The organism is Cupriavidus sp. FW305-3-2-15-C-LB2, from assembly GCF_058787575.1.
The window spans coordinates 52,579-68,745 of the sequence record NZ_JBYSZW010000002.1; the positions used below are offsets into that span (position 1 = coordinate 52,579).

13 protein-coding genes and 1 pseudogene are annotated in these 16,167 nt (G+C 64.8%); 11 read left to right on the forward strand and 3 right to left on the reverse strand.

The features are described from left to right. Window positions 1–10: 10 nt before the first annotated feature. The 4 genes and pseudogenes from AC3WRR_RS02250 to yedA form a co-directional block, all read left to right on the forward strand. Window positions 11–460 (forward strand): annotated as a pseudogene (locus AC3WRR_RS02250) (TniQ family protein); the annotation flags it as partial. A 444-nt stretch (window positions 461–904) separates the two neighbouring features. Next, entirely contained in the window at window positions 905–1,318 is a 414-nt protein-coding gene (locus AC3WRR_RS02255; RefSeq protein WP_492296267.1) for a hypothetical protein, read from the forward strand. Between the two features lie 643 nt (window positions 1,319–1,961). Continuing rightward, complete coding sequence (locus AC3WRR_RS02260; RefSeq protein ID WP_010810228.1) at window positions 1,962–2,147, forward strand: hypothetical protein; 186 nt, start codon at window positions 1,962–1,964, stop codon at window positions 2,145–2,147. Window positions 2,148–2,363: 216 nt separating this feature from the next. Continuing rightward, window positions 2,364–3,239 (forward strand): drug/metabolite exporter YedA, encoded by an 876-nt coding sequence (yedA, locus tag AC3WRR_RS02265; protein ID WP_037023418.1) that lies wholly within the window; start codon window positions 2,364–2,366, stop codon window positions 3,237–3,239. A 24-nt stretch (window positions 3,240–3,263) separates the two neighbouring features. On the opposite strand, the gene AC3WRR_RS02270 is transcribed toward yedA, so the two are convergent. From AC3WRR_RS02270 to AC3WRR_RS02280, 3 genes are all read right to left on the reverse strand, one after another. After that, on the reverse strand, window positions 3,264–3,956 hold the full coding sequence (locus AC3WRR_RS02270) for a GntR family transcriptional regulator (protein WP_010810226.1): 693 nt from the start codon (window positions 3,954–3,956) through the stop codon (window positions 3,264–3,266). Window positions 3,957–4,073: 117 nt separating this feature from the next. Further along, on the reverse strand, window positions 4,074–5,687 hold the full coding sequence (locus AC3WRR_RS02275; protein WP_439669191.1) for an OpgD/OpgG family glucan biosynthesis protein: 1,614 nt from the start codon (window positions 5,685–5,687) through the stop codon (window positions 4,074–4,076). Window positions 5,688–5,820: 133 nt separating this feature from the next. Continuing rightward, on the reverse strand, window positions 5,821–6,573 hold the full coding sequence (locus AC3WRR_RS02280; protein ID WP_010810224.1) for a TerC family protein: 753 nt from the start codon (window positions 6,571–6,573) through the stop codon (window positions 5,821–5,823). A gap of 206 nt (window positions 6,574–6,779) precedes the next feature. On the opposite strand from AC3WRR_RS02280, the gene AC3WRR_RS02285 reads away from it, so the two are divergent. The 7 genes from AC3WRR_RS02285 to oxlT all read left to right on the forward strand — a co-directional run bounded on the left by AC3WRR_RS02285 (window position 6,780) and on the right by oxlT (window position 15,967). Continuing rightward, the gene (locus tag AC3WRR_RS02285; RefSeq protein WP_010810223.1) at window positions 6,780–7,757 is read left to right on the forward strand and encodes a 2-dehydropantoate 2-reductase; all 978 of its coding nucleotides are present in this window, start codon (window positions 6,780–6,782) and stop codon (window positions 7,755–7,757) included. A gap of 276 nt (window positions 7,758–8,033) precedes the next feature. Then, window positions 8,034–8,753 (forward strand): GntR family transcriptional regulator, encoded by a 720-nt coding sequence (locus AC3WRR_RS02290; RefSeq protein WP_011617427.1) that lies wholly within the window; start codon window positions 8,034–8,036, stop codon window positions 8,751–8,753. A 358-nt stretch (window positions 8,754–9,111) separates the two neighbouring features. Next, complete coding sequence (gene frc / locus AC3WRR_RS02295) at window positions 9,112–10,344, forward strand: formyl-CoA transferase (protein ID WP_010810221.1); 1,233 nt, start codon at window positions 9,112–9,114, stop codon at window positions 10,342–10,344. 138 nt (window positions 10,345–10,482) lie between these two features. Continuing rightward, on the forward strand, window positions 10,483–11,265 hold the full coding sequence (locus tag AC3WRR_RS02300) for a fumarylacetoacetate hydrolase family protein (protein ID WP_010810220.1): 783 nt from the start codon (window positions 10,483–10,485) through the stop codon (window positions 11,263–11,265). A 37-nt stretch (window positions 11,266–11,302) separates the two neighbouring features. Next, complete coding sequence (locus tag AC3WRR_RS02305; protein WP_037023416.1) at window positions 11,303–12,865, forward strand: Re/Si-specific NAD(P)(+) transhydrogenase subunit alpha; 1,563 nt, start codon at window positions 11,303–11,305, stop codon at window positions 12,863–12,865. 16 nt (window positions 12,866–12,881) lie between these two features. Next, window positions 12,882–14,279: a Re/Si-specific NAD(P)(+) transhydrogenase subunit beta gene (gene pntB, locus AC3WRR_RS02310; protein ID WP_492296130.1), complete on the forward strand. Its 1,398-nt coding sequence runs from the start codon at window positions 12,882–12,884 to the stop codon at window positions 14,277–14,279. Window positions 14,280–14,623: 344 nt separating this feature from the next. Then, window positions 14,624–15,967, forward strand: a complete 1,344-nt coding sequence (oxlT, locus tag AC3WRR_RS02315) for an oxalate/formate MFS antiporter (RefSeq protein WP_011617423.1) — start codon at window positions 14,624–14,626, stop codon at window positions 15,965–15,967. Window positions 15,968–16,167 lie beyond the last annotated feature (200 nt).

A 16,167-nucleotide genomic window follows, 5' to 3' on the forward strand; every position in this document is an offset into this window, starting at 1 on the left:
AGGTGACATGATGCCTTCGCACTGCACTGAACCAATCTCTGTCCTTTATACGTTACCGTGGATCGAGGCTGGTACGCTTCGAAGTGAATCATTGTGTAGCTACTTCTATCGTCTGGCTTTCGTGCATAGTGTTACGCCGAGTATCCTGTATAAAGAATATGTGTCGCCGCGCTTAAAAGCGCTTGGATTTGGAGTGCATGTATGTTATCAGGTGCAGGAGGGCATAGCCCTTTCAGCGGACAGTGTGGCATTGAGATGTCTTGCCGACACCTTAATAGAGCTTACAGGCGTTCACGAAATTAAAGCGGCAAGTCTGCAAGCGCTCGCGGCATTGGTGGGTCGCTATGGCCTGGGCAGTAAAGTGCGGCGCTACTGCCCCGAGTGCCTTGGGGCGCAGGAGTCTGGCTTGTATGGGCGCGCGGTGTGGGATTTTCGGGTCGTGAACGCTTGCCCAATTCACGGCGTCCGACTTGTCCAGGACCTGTGTGGCGATTCTGGAGCAGGATTGAGGCCGACGCGGAAAGTGCTATTGTCAGGCATCTGCAGACGTTGCGGAAGCATCGGTATGCGCTGCAGTAGCGCTCTACCAAGTGCTGCCGAACCCTCGGAGATTTGGGTTGCCCAGCAAGTTGGGGACCTCGTTGCCTATGCCTCAGCCGGAGGAGCGTTGTCGCGAGAAGCGTTGCAGAAGGGAATGATTAGTTGTAGTGATGGGTTCAGATCCAAAGCTGCTTTGGCGAAGAGCATCGGGATCTCACCCAATGCTCTTCGAGCGGCGGCTCTCGACGTCCGGCAAAAGCCCGCCTTAGAGGTCCTGTTAGCAATTGCATCCCGATGTGGCGTGAGTCTTCTTAGTATCTTCCTAGGTCAGCCCGCCCTTGCCGCTGCGCCGGCGCAGACGTACATGCCGCCTACGCCGGTTCAGCCCACGTGGAAACTGGATCGTGCAGGGTTGGATGAAGAAATCGGTCGCCTGACTGCCAGCTATCGGACCATCACGTCGTCTTCCAATTCCGGCGCTTCAGTGTCGAAGGCGCTGGGTGTCAATCGCCGCTATCTGGCTTTACATCACCCCAAACTGTGGGCAGCGATCGTTGCTGCGCATGAGAACTACCGTGCGGGAGTGGTGGAGGCTAGCTATGCTCCCACGCGGGAGATCGTGGCAATGGCGATCGATAAAGCGATAGAGTCGCATGTCCCACTTAATGAACAGTCCATTACCCGCCTCGTTCGGATGGAAGGGTGGACAGGAGCGCTCGAGGCCCGCTTCAAACTTAGGAAAGTGATTAGAGAGGCTCTTTCATCTCTTAAAGCATAACGTGGCGAAATTCTCTCATAAGCATAACGAGGCAAAATCGCCACTTTATGGTTGCTTTCTCACTCTCGCCCTTGCTCGATCGCGTAGAGCCCTCTTGGAAGCGCGACGACATGCTGGAGGCAAAAATTGAACGCCTTGCAGAAAAATATCGCTCTATCAACATATGCGCCGACTCGGGTGCTACGGTTTGTCGGCAGCTGGGCGTGAACCGACGCTTCCTGGCAACGCATTATCCGCCACTGTGGGCACAAATCGTCACCGCACAAGTATATAGCTGTGTCGCTTGACCAAGCTCTCGAAGCAAAAACAAACCGGCTCCTCAGCGCGATTGAGACCGTGCTCGGAAGCGGGGAAGAATTTACTTACGCCGCGATTATGCGTGCAGCGAAGATCGAAGGCTGGGAGCGCTTGGGGATGATTCGGGTGCTTCAAAGCATACTTTGTATGATGCCGGAAGGTCGGCAAGCGTAATGTGGCTGTTCTTCCCTGCAAGCATAACGTGGCACTTAAGCCATGAATTGGCTAATTTCCCACTCATGGTTGCTCTTCCACATACGTACTTTCACCTAATGCTGCATTGCCACAATTCCTCTGCTACAATCAGGGAAAACCCCATAAGGGTAATCCCGAAAGGAAGGACGCCATGAACACTCAATCCGATATCAAGCTGACTGACCAACTCGAACGCGAACTGATCGACCGTGAACTCGGTACGCAAAGCCTGGGCTTCGCCCACGACGTGAAGCGCGCCATCGCCTTCGTCCAGAGCGCGATCGAGCGCCTGCAGACCCAGGCCCGCAAGGCCCACGTGGTCTACGCCAACGGCTAAAGAGTTGTTTGCAGCAGAGTAGTTGTGGCCCGTTGCGGGCTGCGTTGTAGAACCGGCCATACGTGCGCCCGCCCGGGCAGACGCGGCCGGTTTTGTTTTGCCCGCGGTTCTTGCGTGCTTTGTGAATAACTTTCGCAAGGCTTGCCAGACCTTTTCGTTTGGCCGGGACGTGGCAGGGGGCTATCGTGGATGCCTTCGCAATACGCCTTCCCGACCATGCCCCCGCTTGTCCTGCTGTGCCTGCTGATCACCTATGTGGTCTGGGGCACGACCTACCTGGCAATCCGCTTCACGCTGGAGAGCTTTCCGCCGCTGTTCATGATGGGCACGCGCTTCCTGTGCGCGGGCCTGCTGCTGGCCGCGTGGCTGGCGTGGCGGGGCACGCCGATGCCGTCGTGGCGGCTGTTGCGCAACTGCGCGGTGCCGGCGCTGTTCCTGCTGGTGGGCGGCATGGGTTTGACCGCGATTGCCGAGCAGACGATTTCTTCCGGTGCCACCACGGTGATGATCGGGTCGATGCCGATCTTCGCGCTGATCTGGAGTGCCTGCTTCGGCAACCGGCCGAAATGGTATGAGTACGTGGCGATCGCAATCGGCAGCCTGGGCATCCTGGTGCTGACCGCGGGCGCGGAATTCCGCGTCAGTACCGGGGGCGTGGTGGCGCTGATGCTGGCTGTGGCGAGCTGGTCGTTCGGCTCGCAGCTGGCGCGCCGGATGGAGCTACCCCAGGGTGCCGCGGCATTTGCCGCGGAGATGCTGATCGGCGGCGTGGTGCTGATGGTGCTGTCGGCGCTGCGGCAGGAGCCGTGGCCGGCATCGGTCAGCGCGCAGGCCGGCTGGGCCTGGGTCTACCTGGTGGTGGCGGGGTCGCTGGTGGCGTTCTCTGCCTACATGTACCTGGTGTCCACTGTCAGCCAGACGTTGTCGGCCAGCTATGTCTATGTAAACCCGCCGGTGGCGCTGGCGATGGGCGCATGGCTGGGCGGCGAGCAGATCGCGCCGCAGACGCTGGGTGCCGTGATGCTGATCCTGGTGGCGCTGGCCGTGCTTAGCCTGGGCACGCTGCGCACGGCGCGGGCCCAGGCGGCCTGATACGGCCGACTGCTGCCGGGCAGATCAACTGCCCGACTGTTCCTGGATCCAGAGCGACAGCCGCACCTTGTAGGCCTGCTGGATATGCCGGCGCGCGATCTGTTCGGCCAGTGCCGGGTCGCGCTTTTCCAGCGCCTCGACCAGCGAGATGTGTTCTTCGTAGGAGCTGCGCGCGCGCCCTGGTACCGCCAGCGTGGTGCGTCCCAGCAGTGCCATCGACTCATGCAGCGAGCGCAGCGTCTTCAGCAGGTAGCGGTTGTGGGCGCAGCGGTGCAGGGTTTCGTGGAACAGCCGGTTGTTCAGCGCGAGCCGGTCGGGGTCGTCGGCGATGGCCAGGTCGCGCTCGACGATATCGCGCAGAAGCGAGATCTCCACGTCGGTGGCATGGCGCGCGGCCAGCGCGGCGGCGGTGCCTTCCAGCACTTCGCGCATGACGTACAGCTCGCTGACCATGCTGGCGTCGAGCTGGGTGACCATCATGCCGCGGTTGGGCTCGTTGACGACCAGCCCTTCGGACTCCAGCCGCGACAGCGCTTCACGCACCGGCGTGCGCGACAGGCCCAGGGATTCGGCCAGTTCCACCTCGCGCAGCCGCGTGCCGGGGGGCAGCTGGCCGGCCTGGATGGCGGCGCGCAGTTGCTGGTAGGCGCGCTCCGAGCGCGGGAGCGATGCGGCCTGGCCACTCTCGGCGGCGCCGGCGAACTCTTGAGAAATCATGTGAGGCTGGCTGATGCAGTTGGACTGTCGTAGCCAGTCATCATACCCGCTCGTGCGCGCCTGACATCACGGCGACGCAATATGGTGTAAAGGGCCAGGCGCGCGGCCGTGGGCACCTCAGCCCGCCGGCGACTGGAACGGATGGTATTGATAGAGCCAGGTCTCCGACAGCGGCTTGCCGTTGAGCCTCAGGAACAGGCGGATATCGACCGGCTGGTTGCCGTCGGCGGTCAGGTCAAATTGTGCACGCCAGTGGCCCGGCACATTGTTGGGCACGGCTTCTGTGAAGACGTAGGAGAAGCTGCCGCGAGATGCGGTCAGTACGGCTTCAGGTTTGACGCCGAAGGGCAGTTTCTCCAGCGGCGCGCCCTTGAACTCGACCATGAACTTGCGCACGCCCTTGGGCCGCGGCTGGCCCGGCTGACCGCCATTGCCCAGGCGCGTGGCCACGCAGCGCGCCAGCGGCGAGGGGAAGGGCTCGTCGGCCTGCCAGTGCAGCCGGTAGCGCAGGCGGTAGGTGCTGCCGGCCCTGGCCGGGGCCTTGGGCACCCACATGGCGACAATGTTGTCGTGGATCTCGTCATCGGTGCGCAGCTCAACCAGCTGCACCGAACCGGCGCCCCAGCCGTCGCGCGGCTCGACCCACAGGCTCGGGCGGCGTTCATAGTTGACGCCGTCCTGGTAGTGGTCGAACAGGCGGTCGCGCTGCAGCAGCCCGAAGCCCTTGGGGTTATCGTCGGAAAACGCCGAGGCCGTGGTCTGCGGCGGGTTGTTCAGCGGGCGCCAGATATGCTCGCCGGCGCCGTTCCACAGCGCCAGGCCGTCGGAGTCATGCACCTCCGGGCGCCAGTCGACGGCGGTGCCTTTGATGCCCTCAGAGAACCAGAACATCGAGGTCAGCGGCGCCAGCCCCAGCCGGCCCACATCCTTGCGCAGGAACAGCGCGCACTCCACATCCATGATCACGGCCTTGCCACGCTGCATGACGAAGCGGTAGGCGCCGGCGATGCTGGGGCCATCCAGCAGCGCATAGACCGTGACGGTATCGCCGTTGCCCTCGGGCGTCTCGAACCAGAAATGGGTGAAGGCCGGGAATTCCTCGGACTTGCCGGCTTCGGCCACGTCGATGGCGATGCCGCGCGCGGACAGCCCGTACTGGTACAGGTCGCCGATGGCGCGGAAATACGACGCGCCGAGGAAGGCAACCCAGTCGTTCTTGCGCCAGTCGCGTGTCTTCTGGTCGCCGAGGCGGCTTTCCTGGAAGCGGAAGCCGGCAAAGCCGCTGCCCGGCGGCAGCTTGTGCGCGGGGCTGTCGGCCGGCATGTCGAAGTAGGCGTCGTCGTAGACGATCTCGCGGGCCTTGCCGGGGCCGCCCTTGGCGCGTTCGATCACGTGCATGCGCACCGGCGTGCGGAAGTACGTGCCGAGGTGGAAGAAGGTGACCGGGAACTGGCCTGGGCCACTGGCAAAGAGCGCGTCGTCGGTGCGGAAGCGGATCTTGCCGTGGGCGTCGTAGTCGATGCGGGACAGCACGTCCGCGGGCGGTGACGGCGGCGGCGCGTAGGGCTTGCCGGCCAGTGCGCGGGCGCGTTCGATCAGGGCGTCGAAACCGAATGGCTGGGCGTCGCCGAGTTTGATCCGGCTGGCTGCCAGCACCGACGGGGTAATGCCCAGTGCGGCGAGCGCGGCGGAGGCAGTGGCGGAGACCAGCAGGGTTCGGCGGTTCATCATGTGGCGAAAGCGTCCTTTTATTGTCCGGGGGGTGTGCAGAACTGTAAGAGACGCCGCCGTCCGCGAAAAGTTCGGACACCCTCTGTTACAGGCGGCCGCCCGCAGCCCGGCTGCAAGCGGCCGCCGCCGCACATCAGGCCTGCCCGCTGGCCCGGCGCCGCTGGCGCCGTTGCCGCGCCAGCATGTTCAGCCCCTCGACCGCGGCCGAGAACGCCATCGCCGTATAGATATAGCCCTTGGGCACATGGGTGCCGAGGCCCTCCGCGATCAGCGTCATGCCGATCATCATCAGGAAGGCCAGCGCCAGCATCACGATGGTCGGGTTGCGGTTGATGAAGTTGGCCAGCGGCGTGGCCGCGAACAGCATCGCCATCACCGCGGCGATCACCGCCACGAACATGATCTGCACATGCTCGGTCATGCCGACCGCGGTGATGATGCTGTCGATCGAGAACACCAGGTCGAGCACCAGGATCTGGCCGATGGCCGCGGCAAAGCTCTGCACCGCCTTGGCCGTGCCGCCTTCCTCGCCTTCTTCGGCGGCGGTGACGTGGTGGTGGATTTCGCGCGTGGCCTTCCAGACCAGGAAGGCGCCGCCCGCGATCAGGATGATGTCGCGCCACGACAGCCCCTGGCCCAGGATGGTGAACACCGGCTCGGTGAGCTTGACGATGAAGGCGATGGTGGCCAGCAGGCCCAGGCGCATCACCAGCGCCAGGCTGATGCCGACCTTGCGCGCCTTCTCGCGCATGGCTTCAGGCAGCTTGTTGGTCAGGATCGAGATGAAGATCAGGTTGTCGATCCCCAGCACGATTTCCATGGCCACCAGGGTGGCCAGTGCCGCCCACGCGGCGGGGTCCTGCAGCAATGCCAACGACGCTTCCATGGGGGGCTCCGGGTGTCAGGTTGCAACTCGGCGCCGGACGGTGGTCCGCCCGGGGCACATGCAGGCGTTATGTTAGCGCAGCGCCGCTTGCCCGCGCCGTGTGATCCGGAAAGATAAAGGTTGTTCTATGCGGTTGCCATGCGCCTCGATGGAATATAGTATGTGATATATCAAAAGATCCAAATCGAGCCATCAAGGAGACAGCAATGAAAGTGTGTATCTACGGCGCAGGCGCGATCGGCGGCTATGTCGGGGCGCAGCTGGCGCGCGCGGGGGCGGAGGTCAGCTTCGTCGCGCGCGGCCCCCATCTCGCGGCAATGCAGGAACATGGTGTCAGGCTGCTGATCGACGGCGAGGAGCGCGTGGCCAAGGTGCGCTGCACCAGCGATCCGCGCGAGCTCGGACACCAGGACTATGTGTTCATCACCCTCAAGGCGCATTCCGTGCCGGGCGTGGTGGACCAGATGCAGCCGCTGCTGGGGCCGGAAACCGCGGTCGTCACCGGCGTCAACGGCATTCCGTACTGGTATTTCTACAAGCATGGCGGCGACTTGGCCGGCAGCACACTGGAAAGCGTCGATCCCGGCGGGCGCCAATGGCAGGGCCTGGGGCCGGAGCGGGCGATCGGCTGCGTGGTCTATCCCGCGGCTGAGATCGTTGCGCCGGGCGTGATCAAGCACGTCTACGGCAAGAAGTTTCCGCTGGGCGAGCCGGATGGCAGCCGCTCGGCGCGCGTGACCCGGCTCAGCGAAATGATGATGGCCGCCGACCTGGACGCCCCGGTGCGCGACAATATCCGCGACGAGATCTGGCTCAAGCTGTGGGGCAACCTGTGCTTCAACCCGATCAGCGCGCTCACGCATGCCACGCTCGACGTCATCACCGCCGACCCGGCCACGCGGGCGCTGTCGCGCCAGATGATGGTTGAGGCGCAGGGCATCGCCGAGCGCTTCGGGGTGAAATTCCGCGTCGACGTGGAGCGGCGCATCGACGGCGCCGGTGCCGTGGGCGCGCACAAGACCTCGATGCTGCAGGACCTGGAGGCCGGGCGGGCCATGGAAATCGACCCGCTGCTGACCGTGGTGCAGGAAATGGGACGTCTGGTCGCGCAGCCCACGCCGATGTGCGATGCCGTGCTGGGTCTGATCAAGCAGCGCGACACGATGGCCAAGCTGGCCGCCTGAGCGCGGCTGGGAACAGGGGATACCGCCGGGTCAGGTATCCCCTGGCGCACGCCAGGCGCGCCAAGGTAGCATTGGCCGGGCTTGCGAAGCGAGAAAGGCAGGCGATAGTGATATACCATATACGACAGACCGCGCACCGCTACTGTGCCGATGCATGACAACAACGCATTGTTTGATGCGTTTTCGTAATGGGTCCGGCGTTTTTGCTAAGCTGTGCGGCAATGCGGGGGGCAGCCATTCCGGCCACCCTGCCGCTGGTCTCACACGAGCTCATTCATGTCTGCGCAAAGCCAATCCATCGTCCAGCCCAACGGGCTGGCCTTGTCCGTGCAACCGATCAATGCCGGCGCGAGCCTGCGCGACCAGGCCTACGCCATGTTGCGCCAGGCCATCGCCGACGCTGACATCTACCAGTCGCGCGACGAGATCCGCCTCGATGAGCGGGTACTGAGCGAGGCCATGGGTGTCAGCCGCACGCCCATCCGCGAAGCCATGACGCTGCTGGAGCAGGAGGGCTTCCTGCGCACCGTGCCCCGGCGCGGCATCTACATCATGCGCAAGACCAAGCGCGAGATCGTGGAGATGATCCAGATGTGGGCCGCGCTGGAAAGCATGGCCGCGCGGCTGGCCACCGAGAACGCCACCGATGCCGAGATCGCGCAGCTGCGCAGCATGTTCGACAGCTTCCGCGATTCCACCCCGGCCGAGCATATCGAAGAGTATTCCGACGCCAATATCGCCTTCCACCAGGCGATCGTGCAGCTGTCCAAGTCGCACATCATCATGGACACGATCCGCAATATCTTCATCCACGTGCGCGCGATCCGGAAGATGACGATCTCGCAGAGCGACCGGGCGGCACGTTCGATCGTGGACCACCTGCGCATCATCGAGGCGCTGGAGAAACGCGATACCGAGCTGGCCGAGCGGCTGGTGCGGCAGCATTCGCTGGATCTGGCTGACTACGTGGAACGGCACTGCGACTTCCTCGACTGAAGGCGGGCGGGGTAGGGCGGCAAAACGGCGGACCTTGGTCCGCCGTTTTGCTTTTGTACGTTCCCGGATGACGCGCGAGCTTTTCGCGTTATGGTATGTAATATATCAATGCGAAAAAGATGCTGGCTGACTGATTCGGGATTTCACTGGGTTTCCCACTTCGGGCAAGCAAAGCAGGCCGATTGCTGCATTGCATCGTCGAAATTTGTGTTGCATCGGGCAAACTCCTCTTGCTCTCTTCTGATATATCACATACCGTATGTCATCAAGAGGGCCGGAACGGACGCGAGCGAGTACGCGCCGAGCACCAGGAACAGACCATATACAAGTGAAACCATCGTCCGAGGAGACATCCGAAATGGAAACCAAGGCACTGCAAGGCGTTCGCATCCTGGACATGACCCACGTCCAGGCGGGGCCCTCGGCCACGCAGCTGATGGCGTGGCTGGGCGCGGACGTGATCAAGGTGGAAATGCCCGGCCGCGGGGACATCACCCGCAGCCAGTTGCGCGACGTGCCCAATGCCGACAGCCTGTACTTCACCATGCTCAACAGCAACAAGCGCAGCCTGACGCTGAACATGAAGACGCCCGAAGGCAAGGCGCTGCTCGAAGACCTGGTCCAGCGCAGCGACGTGCTGATCGAGAACTTCGGGCCGGGCGTGCTCGAGCGCGCGGGCTTTGACTGGGACCACCTGCAGGACCTGAACCCGCGGCTGGTCTATGCCTCGATCAAGGGCTTCGGCCCGGGGCCGTACGCGGACTGCAAGGCGTATGAGAACGTGGCCCAGTGCATGGGCGGTTCGGCCTCCACCACGGGCGATGCCGAGGGCGTGCCCACTGTCACCGGCGCGCAGATCGGTGATTCGGGCACGGGCGTGCATTGCGTGGTCGGCATCCTGGCCGCGCTGCTGCAGCGCGAGCACACCGGCCGCGGCCAGCGCGTGGAAGTGGCGATGCAGGACGCGGTGCTGAACCTGTGCCGCGTCAAGCTGCGCGACCAGCAGCGCCTGGCCAACGGCCCGCTGCGCGAGTACCCGAACGAAGAGTTCGGCGACCACGTGCCGCGCGCCGGCAATGCCTCGGGCGGCGGCCAGCCGGGCGCGGCGCTGCGCTGCGCGCCGGGCGGCCCCAACGACTATGTCTACGTCATCATCCAGCCGCAAGGCTGGGAGCCGCTGATGCGCCTGTGCGGGCGCGAGGACCTGATCACCAATCCGGACTACGCCACGCCAGAAGCACGCCTCAAGCACCTGGCCGACTGCTTCGCCGTGATCGAGAAATGGACCGGTGGCCGCAGCAAGTTCGACGTGATGGCGGCGCTCAACGAGGTCGATGTTCCGTGCGGCCCGATCCTGTCGATGAAGGACCTGATCGAGGACGAGTCGCTGTACCAGCGCGGCTACCTGAAGGAGCTGGAGCACCCGCAGCGCGGCAGCTACGTGCAGCTGGGCTGCCCGATCACGCTCTCGGCATCGCCGGTGGAGATCGAGCGTTCGCCGCTGCTGGGCGAGCATACCGAAGAGATTCTCGAGTGGCTGGGGCGCTCGCCCGCGCAGATCGCCGCGATGAAGCTGGCCGGCGCGGTATGACGCAAGCCTGACGTCATTCCCGCCTGTGCGGGAATGACGAATCCGGGCGCGAGCCGCCCACGATCCCATTTCTTCCAAGATCCTGCAACCGACATCGGAGCAGGCAGGGCCCCGCTTTGCCTGCGCAAGGAGCATGCTGTGCAAACCTGGATACGCTTTCGCCGCGCTGACGGCAGCATCGGCCATGGCCGCATCGACGAAGCCGATGGCAACCGTGTCGTCGAATATGACGGCGACGGTTTCAACGACCCCGCCCCCACCGGCGCCGTGCATGAGCGCGCGTCGCTGACGCTGCTCGCGCCCTGTGCGCCGGGCAAGGTGGTGGCGCTGTGGAACAACTTCCACGCACTCGCGCGCAAGCTGGAAAAGCCCGTGCCCACGCACCCGCTGTTCCTGCTCAAGCCGGCCTCGTCGCTGGCCGGGCCGGGCGATGCGGTGCAGCGCCCCAAGAGCTACGACGGCAAGATCGTCTATGAGGGCGAGCTGGGCATCGTGATCGGCAGCAAGGCGCGCAATGTGTCGGTGGCCGAGGCCGGCGCGCATATCTTCGGCTATACCGTCGTCAACGACGTGACCGCGGCCGAGCTGATCACGGCCGACCCCAACTTCCCGCAGTGGACGCGCGCCAAGGGCTTCGACACCTTCGGCTGCATCGGCCCGGCCATTGTCTGCGGCTTCAACTGGAAGGCCGCCAGCGTCATCACGCGGCTCGATGGCGTGGAGCGGCAGAACTACCCGCTGTCGGACATGATCTTCTCGCCCGAGGAACAGGTCAGCCGGATCTCGCAGGACCTGACGCTGATGCCCGGCGACGTGATTGCGTGCGGCACCTCGATCGGCGTGGGATCGATGAAGGACGGTGCGGTGGTCGAGGTGGCGATCGCGGGCATCGGCTCGCTGGTCAACCACGTGCGCGGCTGAGCCGGCGCCCGATTCCTTCCAAAAAACGGTGAATGCCATGCCAATGACGATCGGTGTGCCACGCGAAGTCCACCCGGGCGAGCGGCGCGTTGCCGCCACGCCCGACTCGGTCAGGGAACTGCTCAAGCTCGGCTACCAGGTGGTGGTGGAGAGCGGCGCCGGCCAGGAAGCGTCGTTCTCCGACGCTGACTACAGCGCCGCCGGTGCGGCCATTGTCGACGCGGCCAGCCTGTGGGCCTCGGTCGACGTGGTGATCAAGGTGCGCCCGCCGCAGGTCCATCCCAGCCTGGGCGTGGAAGAGGCGGCGCTGCTGAAGAAGCATGCCACGCTGATCGGCTTTGTCTGGCCGGCGCAGCAGATGGCGATGCTGGAGCGGCTGACGCAGCGCGGCGCAACCGTGCTGGCGATGGACTGCGTGCCGCGCATCTCGCGCGCGCAGAAGCTCGATGCGCTCAGCTCGATGGCCAATATGGCGGGCTACCGCGCGGTGATCGAAGCCGCGCATGCGTTCGGGCGGCCCTTTGCCGGACAGATCACGGCCGCGGGCAAGATCCCGCCGGCGCGCGTGCTGGTGATCGGCGCGGGCGTGGCGGGGCTGGCGGCCATCGGCGCGGCGCGCAGCCTGGGTGCGGTGGTGCGCGCCTTCGATACGCGGCCGGTGGTGCGCCAGCAGATCGAAAGCCTAGGCGCCGAGTTCCTGACCGTCGAGATCGAAGAGGACGGCAGCGGCAGCGGCGGCTATGCCAAGGAGATGAGCCCGGCCTTTATCGAAGCCGAGATGCGTCTCTTTGCCGAACAGGCGCGCGAGGTCGACATCATCATCACCACCGCGCTGATCCCGGGCAGGCCCGCTCCCAAGCTGCTCGAGGCCGGCACGGTGGGCCTGATGCGCGCCGGCAGCGTGGTGGTCGACCTGGCTGCTGAGCAGGGCGGCAACTGCGTGCTGACCGTTCCGGGCGAGGCGGTGCGGCAGCACGGCGTCACCATCATCGGCTACACCGACCTGCCCAGCCGCATGGCGGCGCAGGCCAGCCAGCTCTATGGCACCAACATCCGCCACCTGCTGACGGAGCTGACGCCGGGCAAGGACGGCCAGCTCGTGGTCGACATGGACGACGAGATGATCCGCGGTGCCACGGTGCTGCACCAGGGCACGGTGACCTGGCCACCGCCGCCGCTGACGGTGGCGATCCCGCAGCAGCAGGCGCCGGCCGCGCCGCCGCCGGTGCAGGCCGAGGCCGAGCCGCCGCGCAGCCGCACCGGCGCGACGCTGATCGCGCTGGCCATCGCGGCGGCGGCGCTGCTGGGCCTGGGCGCGGTCGCGCCGCCGGCCTTCATGGCGCATTTCACGGTGTTCGTGCTGGCGATCTTTGTCGGCTACCAGGTGGTGTGGAACGTCACCGCCGCGCTGCATACGCCACTGATGAGCGTGACCAATGCCATCAGCGGGATCATCGTGGTGGGCGCGCTGGTGCAGCTGGGCAAGCCGTCGCTGCTGACGGCGGTGATTGCCGGCAGCGCGGTGCTGCTGGCCACCATCAATATCGCCGGCGGCTTCCTGGTGACGCAGCGCATGCTCAAGATGTTCCAGCGGGACTAGAGACGGGGAGACAGGGATGCCATCCGGAATCAGCAATATCGCTTACCTGGGCGCCAGCGCGCTCTTCATCCTCAGCCTGAGCGGGCTGAGCCACCCCGGCACCGCGCGCCGCGGCAACCTGCTGGGCATCGCCGGCATGGTGATCGCGGTGCTGACCACCGTGCTGGCGGGCAGCCCGGACGGCATCGCCATCATCATCGGCGCGATGCTGGTGGGCGGCATCGCCGGTGCCATGCTGGCCAGGCGCGTGGAAATGACGCAGATGCCGCAGTTGGTGGCGGTGCTGCACAGCTTCGTCGGCCTGGCCGCGGTGCTGGTGGGTTATGCCAACTACCTGGATAGCCATGCGCTGACCGGCGCGGAGAAGGCCATCCATGAAGTGGAAACCTACCTTGGCATCCTGATCGGCGCGGTCACGTTCACGGGCTCGATCATCGCCTTCCTGAAGCTGCAGGGCACCATGGGCGGCAAGCCGATGCTGCTGCCCGGGCGGCATGCCTTGAATGCCATCGCGCTGCTGGTTTGCGTGTGGCTGGGCTATGCCTTCCTGAGCGCGCCCGACGCGCAGCAGGGGCTGGTGCCGCTGGCGGCGATGACGGTGATTGCGCTGCTGGTCGGCGCGCACCTGGTGCTGGCCATCGGCGGCGCCGACATGCCGGTGGTGGTGTCGATGCTCAACAGCTACTCCGGCTGGGCCGCGGCGGCCACCGGCTTCATGCTGGGCAACGACCTGCTGATCATCACCGGGGCGCTGGTGGGATCGAGCGGCGCCATCCTCAGCTACATCATGTGCAAGGCGATGAACCGCAAGTTCCTGTCGGTGATCCTGGGCGGCTTCGGCGCGGTGCAGGCACAGGGCGCGGCGACCGAGCAGGGCGAGGTGCTGCCGGTGTCCAGCGAGGAAGTCGGCAACCTGCTCAAGGACGCCAGCGACGTGATCATCGTGCCGGGCTACGGCATGGCGGTGGCGCAGGCGCAGGGCACCATCAGCGAGATCGCGCGGCGGCTGCGGGCGCAGGGCGTCACCGTGCGCTTCGGCATCCACCCGGTCGCAGGCCGCCTGCCCGGGCACATGAACGTGCTGCTGGCCGAGGCGCGCGTGCCGTACGACATCGTGCTGGAGATGGAAGAGATCAACGACGACTTTGGGAAGGCCGACGTGGTGCTGGTGGTGGGCGCCAACGACATCGTCAACCCCGGTGCGCTGGAAGACCCGGGCAGCCCCATTGCCGGCATGCCGGTGCTGGAAGTCTGGAAGGCCCGCACCGTGGTGGTGTCCAAGCGCAGCATGGCGGCGGGCTATGCGGGCGTGGACAACCCGTTGTTCTACAAGGACAACACGCGGATGTGGTTCGGCGACGCCAAGGGCAGTGTCGATGCCCTGCTCAGGCAGCTGGAGGAAGCGCCGGCCTGAGTTGGTCGAGTCGAGGTCTCCAAGCTGAGCAGTTCAGGCGGCCGCGAAGCCACCGCCGCCCCGCGTTTGTCGGGGCGGCGGTGGCTTTTGTTGTCTGGATGGGCCCATAGACAACCTGTTATGGAAGCCCGGCGGGCGATTCATGCCAGCTCCGCGATATATAAACGATCGCAAATAGAAACGATAAAAAACTTTAAGACTAGTCAAATTAAGCTTCAGGTAGCATCAATCCACGACTTCATGTGCCGCAATGCCAGGCGCCGGTCTAGTTGTGAGAAGGGCAACCCACAAAGCCCTGTTGTGCCAGTCGAGGCACAAACAAACAGTACCAGGAGACAAGACAGATGGCGCAATTTGAAGTATCGGCCCCGGCCGGTCACGGCAACGTGAACGGGCGCGGCCTGCAGAACCGTTGGATCCAGCTTGCAATTGGCGTGGTGTGCATGGGGCTGGTGGCGAATTTGCAATACGGCTGGACCCTCTTCGTGTCACCGATGGACGCCAAGCATCACTGGGGCGCGTCCGCCATCCAGGTGGCATTCTCCATTTTCATCGTGACGGAAACCTGGCTGGTGCCGCTGGAGGGCTGGCTGGTGGACAAGTTTGGCCCGCGCCCGGTAGTGGCGGGCGGGGCGATCTGCGCGGGCCTGGCATGGGTGATGAATGCCTATGCGACCACGCTGCCGGAACTGTATGCGGCCGCGGTGATTGCCGGCATCGGCGCGGGCGGTGTCTATGGGACCTGCGTCGGCAACGCGCTGAAGTGGTTCCCGGACAAGCGCGGCCTCGCGGCCGGACTGACGGCGGCGGGTTTCGGCGCGGGCGCGGCCATTACGGTGATCCCCATCGCCAACATGATCCAGAGCTCGGGCTATGAAAAGGCCTTCCTGACCTTCGGCATCCTGCAGGGCGTGTGCATCTTCGTGCTGGCACTGCTGCTGGTGAAGCCCAGGCCGCCCAAGGGCGCGGTGGCGGCCAAGGCGGTACTGACCAACCCGGTCGAGTTCTCGCCGGGGCAGATGGTGAAGACGCCGGTGTTCTGGCTGATCTACGTGAGCTTTGTCGCGGTGGCGGCGGGGGGGATCATGGCGACGGCGCAGCTCGGGCCCATCGCCAAGGACTATGGCTTCGCCTCGATGCCGGTGACGATGCTGGGCATGACGCTGCCGCTGCTGACCATGACCTTGTCGATCGACAACCTGTGCAATGGCTTTACGCGGCCCTTGTGCGGTTTCCTGTCGGACAAGTTCGGGCGCGAGAACACCATGTTCGTGATCTTCGTCGGCGAGGGGCTGGCGCTGCTCGGGCTGATGCAGATGGGGCACAACCCGTACTGGTTCATGTTCTTCGCGGCGCTGACCTTCCTGTTCTGGGGCGAGATCTTCTCGATTTTCCCGGCCTTGTGCGCCGATACCTTCGGCAGCAAATTCGCCGCGGCCAATGCCGGCACCCTGTACACGGCGAAGGGCACGGCGGCGATGGTGGTGCCGCTGGCATCGATCCTGTCGGCGCATGGCGGCTGGGGAGCCGTGTTCTCGGTGGCGGCGGTGGTGACGATTGCGGCAGGGATCTCGGCCAAGGTGTTGCTGGCGCCCGTGCGCAAGCGCTTTATCACCGGGCATGCCGAGGCAGTGCGCGTGTCCGACACCGCGTTCCTGGCTGGCATTTCGCCGCGTCAGGGGGAGTAATCCCGGGCTGAACGGTAGAGGGGGAGCCTGGCGTAGGCTGCCGGGCTTCCGGAGCGGGGGCAGGACATTCCCATTAGTGGGCGCGCTGGTGTTCGCGGAGGACGCCAGTGCGCGGCAATGTGTTCCAGAGAGCCATAAAGCCGCTGGAATTTTTGGTATGTAGTATATCTTCATGCGTAATCCCGGCGAGATTTCCAGGC

Excerpts from the sequence above, each read along its gene's own strand:
- AC3WRR_RS02280 (WP_010810224.1), bottom strand. The coding sequence starts at position 6,573 with ATGGAAGCGTCGTTGGCATTGCTGCAGGACCCCGCCGCGTGGGCGGCA.
- AC3WRR_RS02290 (WP_011617427.1), top strand. The coding sequence starts at position 8,034 with ATGTCTGCGCAAAGCCAATCCATCGTCCAGCCCAACGGGCTGGCCTTG.
- AC3WRR_RS02275 (WP_439669191.1), bottom strand. The coding sequence starts at position 5,687 with ATGATGAACCGCCGAACCCTGCTGGTCTCCGCCACTGCCTCCGCCGCG.
- AC3WRR_RS02260 (WP_010810228.1), top strand. The coding sequence starts at position 1,962 with ATGAACACTCAATCCGATATCAAGCTGACTGACCAACTCGAACGCGAA.
- AC3WRR_RS02285 (WP_010810223.1), top strand. The coding sequence starts at position 6,780 with ATGAAAGTGTGTATCTACGGCGCAGGCGCGATCGGCGGCTATGTCGGG.
- AC3WRR_RS02305 (WP_037023416.1), top strand. The coding sequence starts at position 11,303 with ATGCCAATGACGATCGGTGTGCCACGCGAAGTCCACCCGGGCGAGCGG.
- oxlT (WP_011617423.1), top strand. The coding sequence starts at position 14,624 with ATGGCGCAATTTGAAGTATCGGCCCCGGCCGGTCACGGCAACGTGAAC.
- frc (WP_010810221.1), top strand. The coding sequence starts at position 9,112 with ATGGAAACCAAGGCACTGCAAGGCGTTCGCATCCTGGACATGACCCAC.
- AC3WRR_RS02270 (WP_010810226.1), bottom strand. The coding sequence starts at position 3,956 with ATGATTTCTCAAGAGTTCGCCGGCGCCGCCGAGAGTGGCCAGGCCGCA.
- yedA (WP_037023418.1), top strand. The coding sequence starts at position 2,364 with ATGCCCCCGCTTGTCCTGCTGTGCCTGCTGATCACCTATGTGGTCTGG.
- pntB (WP_492296130.1), top strand. The coding sequence starts at position 12,882 with ATGCCATCCGGAATCAGCAATATCGCTTACCTGGGCGCCAGCGCGCTC.
- AC3WRR_RS02255 (WP_492296267.1), top strand. The coding sequence starts at position 905 with ATGCCGCCTACGCCGGTTCAGCCCACGTGGAAACTGGATCGTGCAGGG.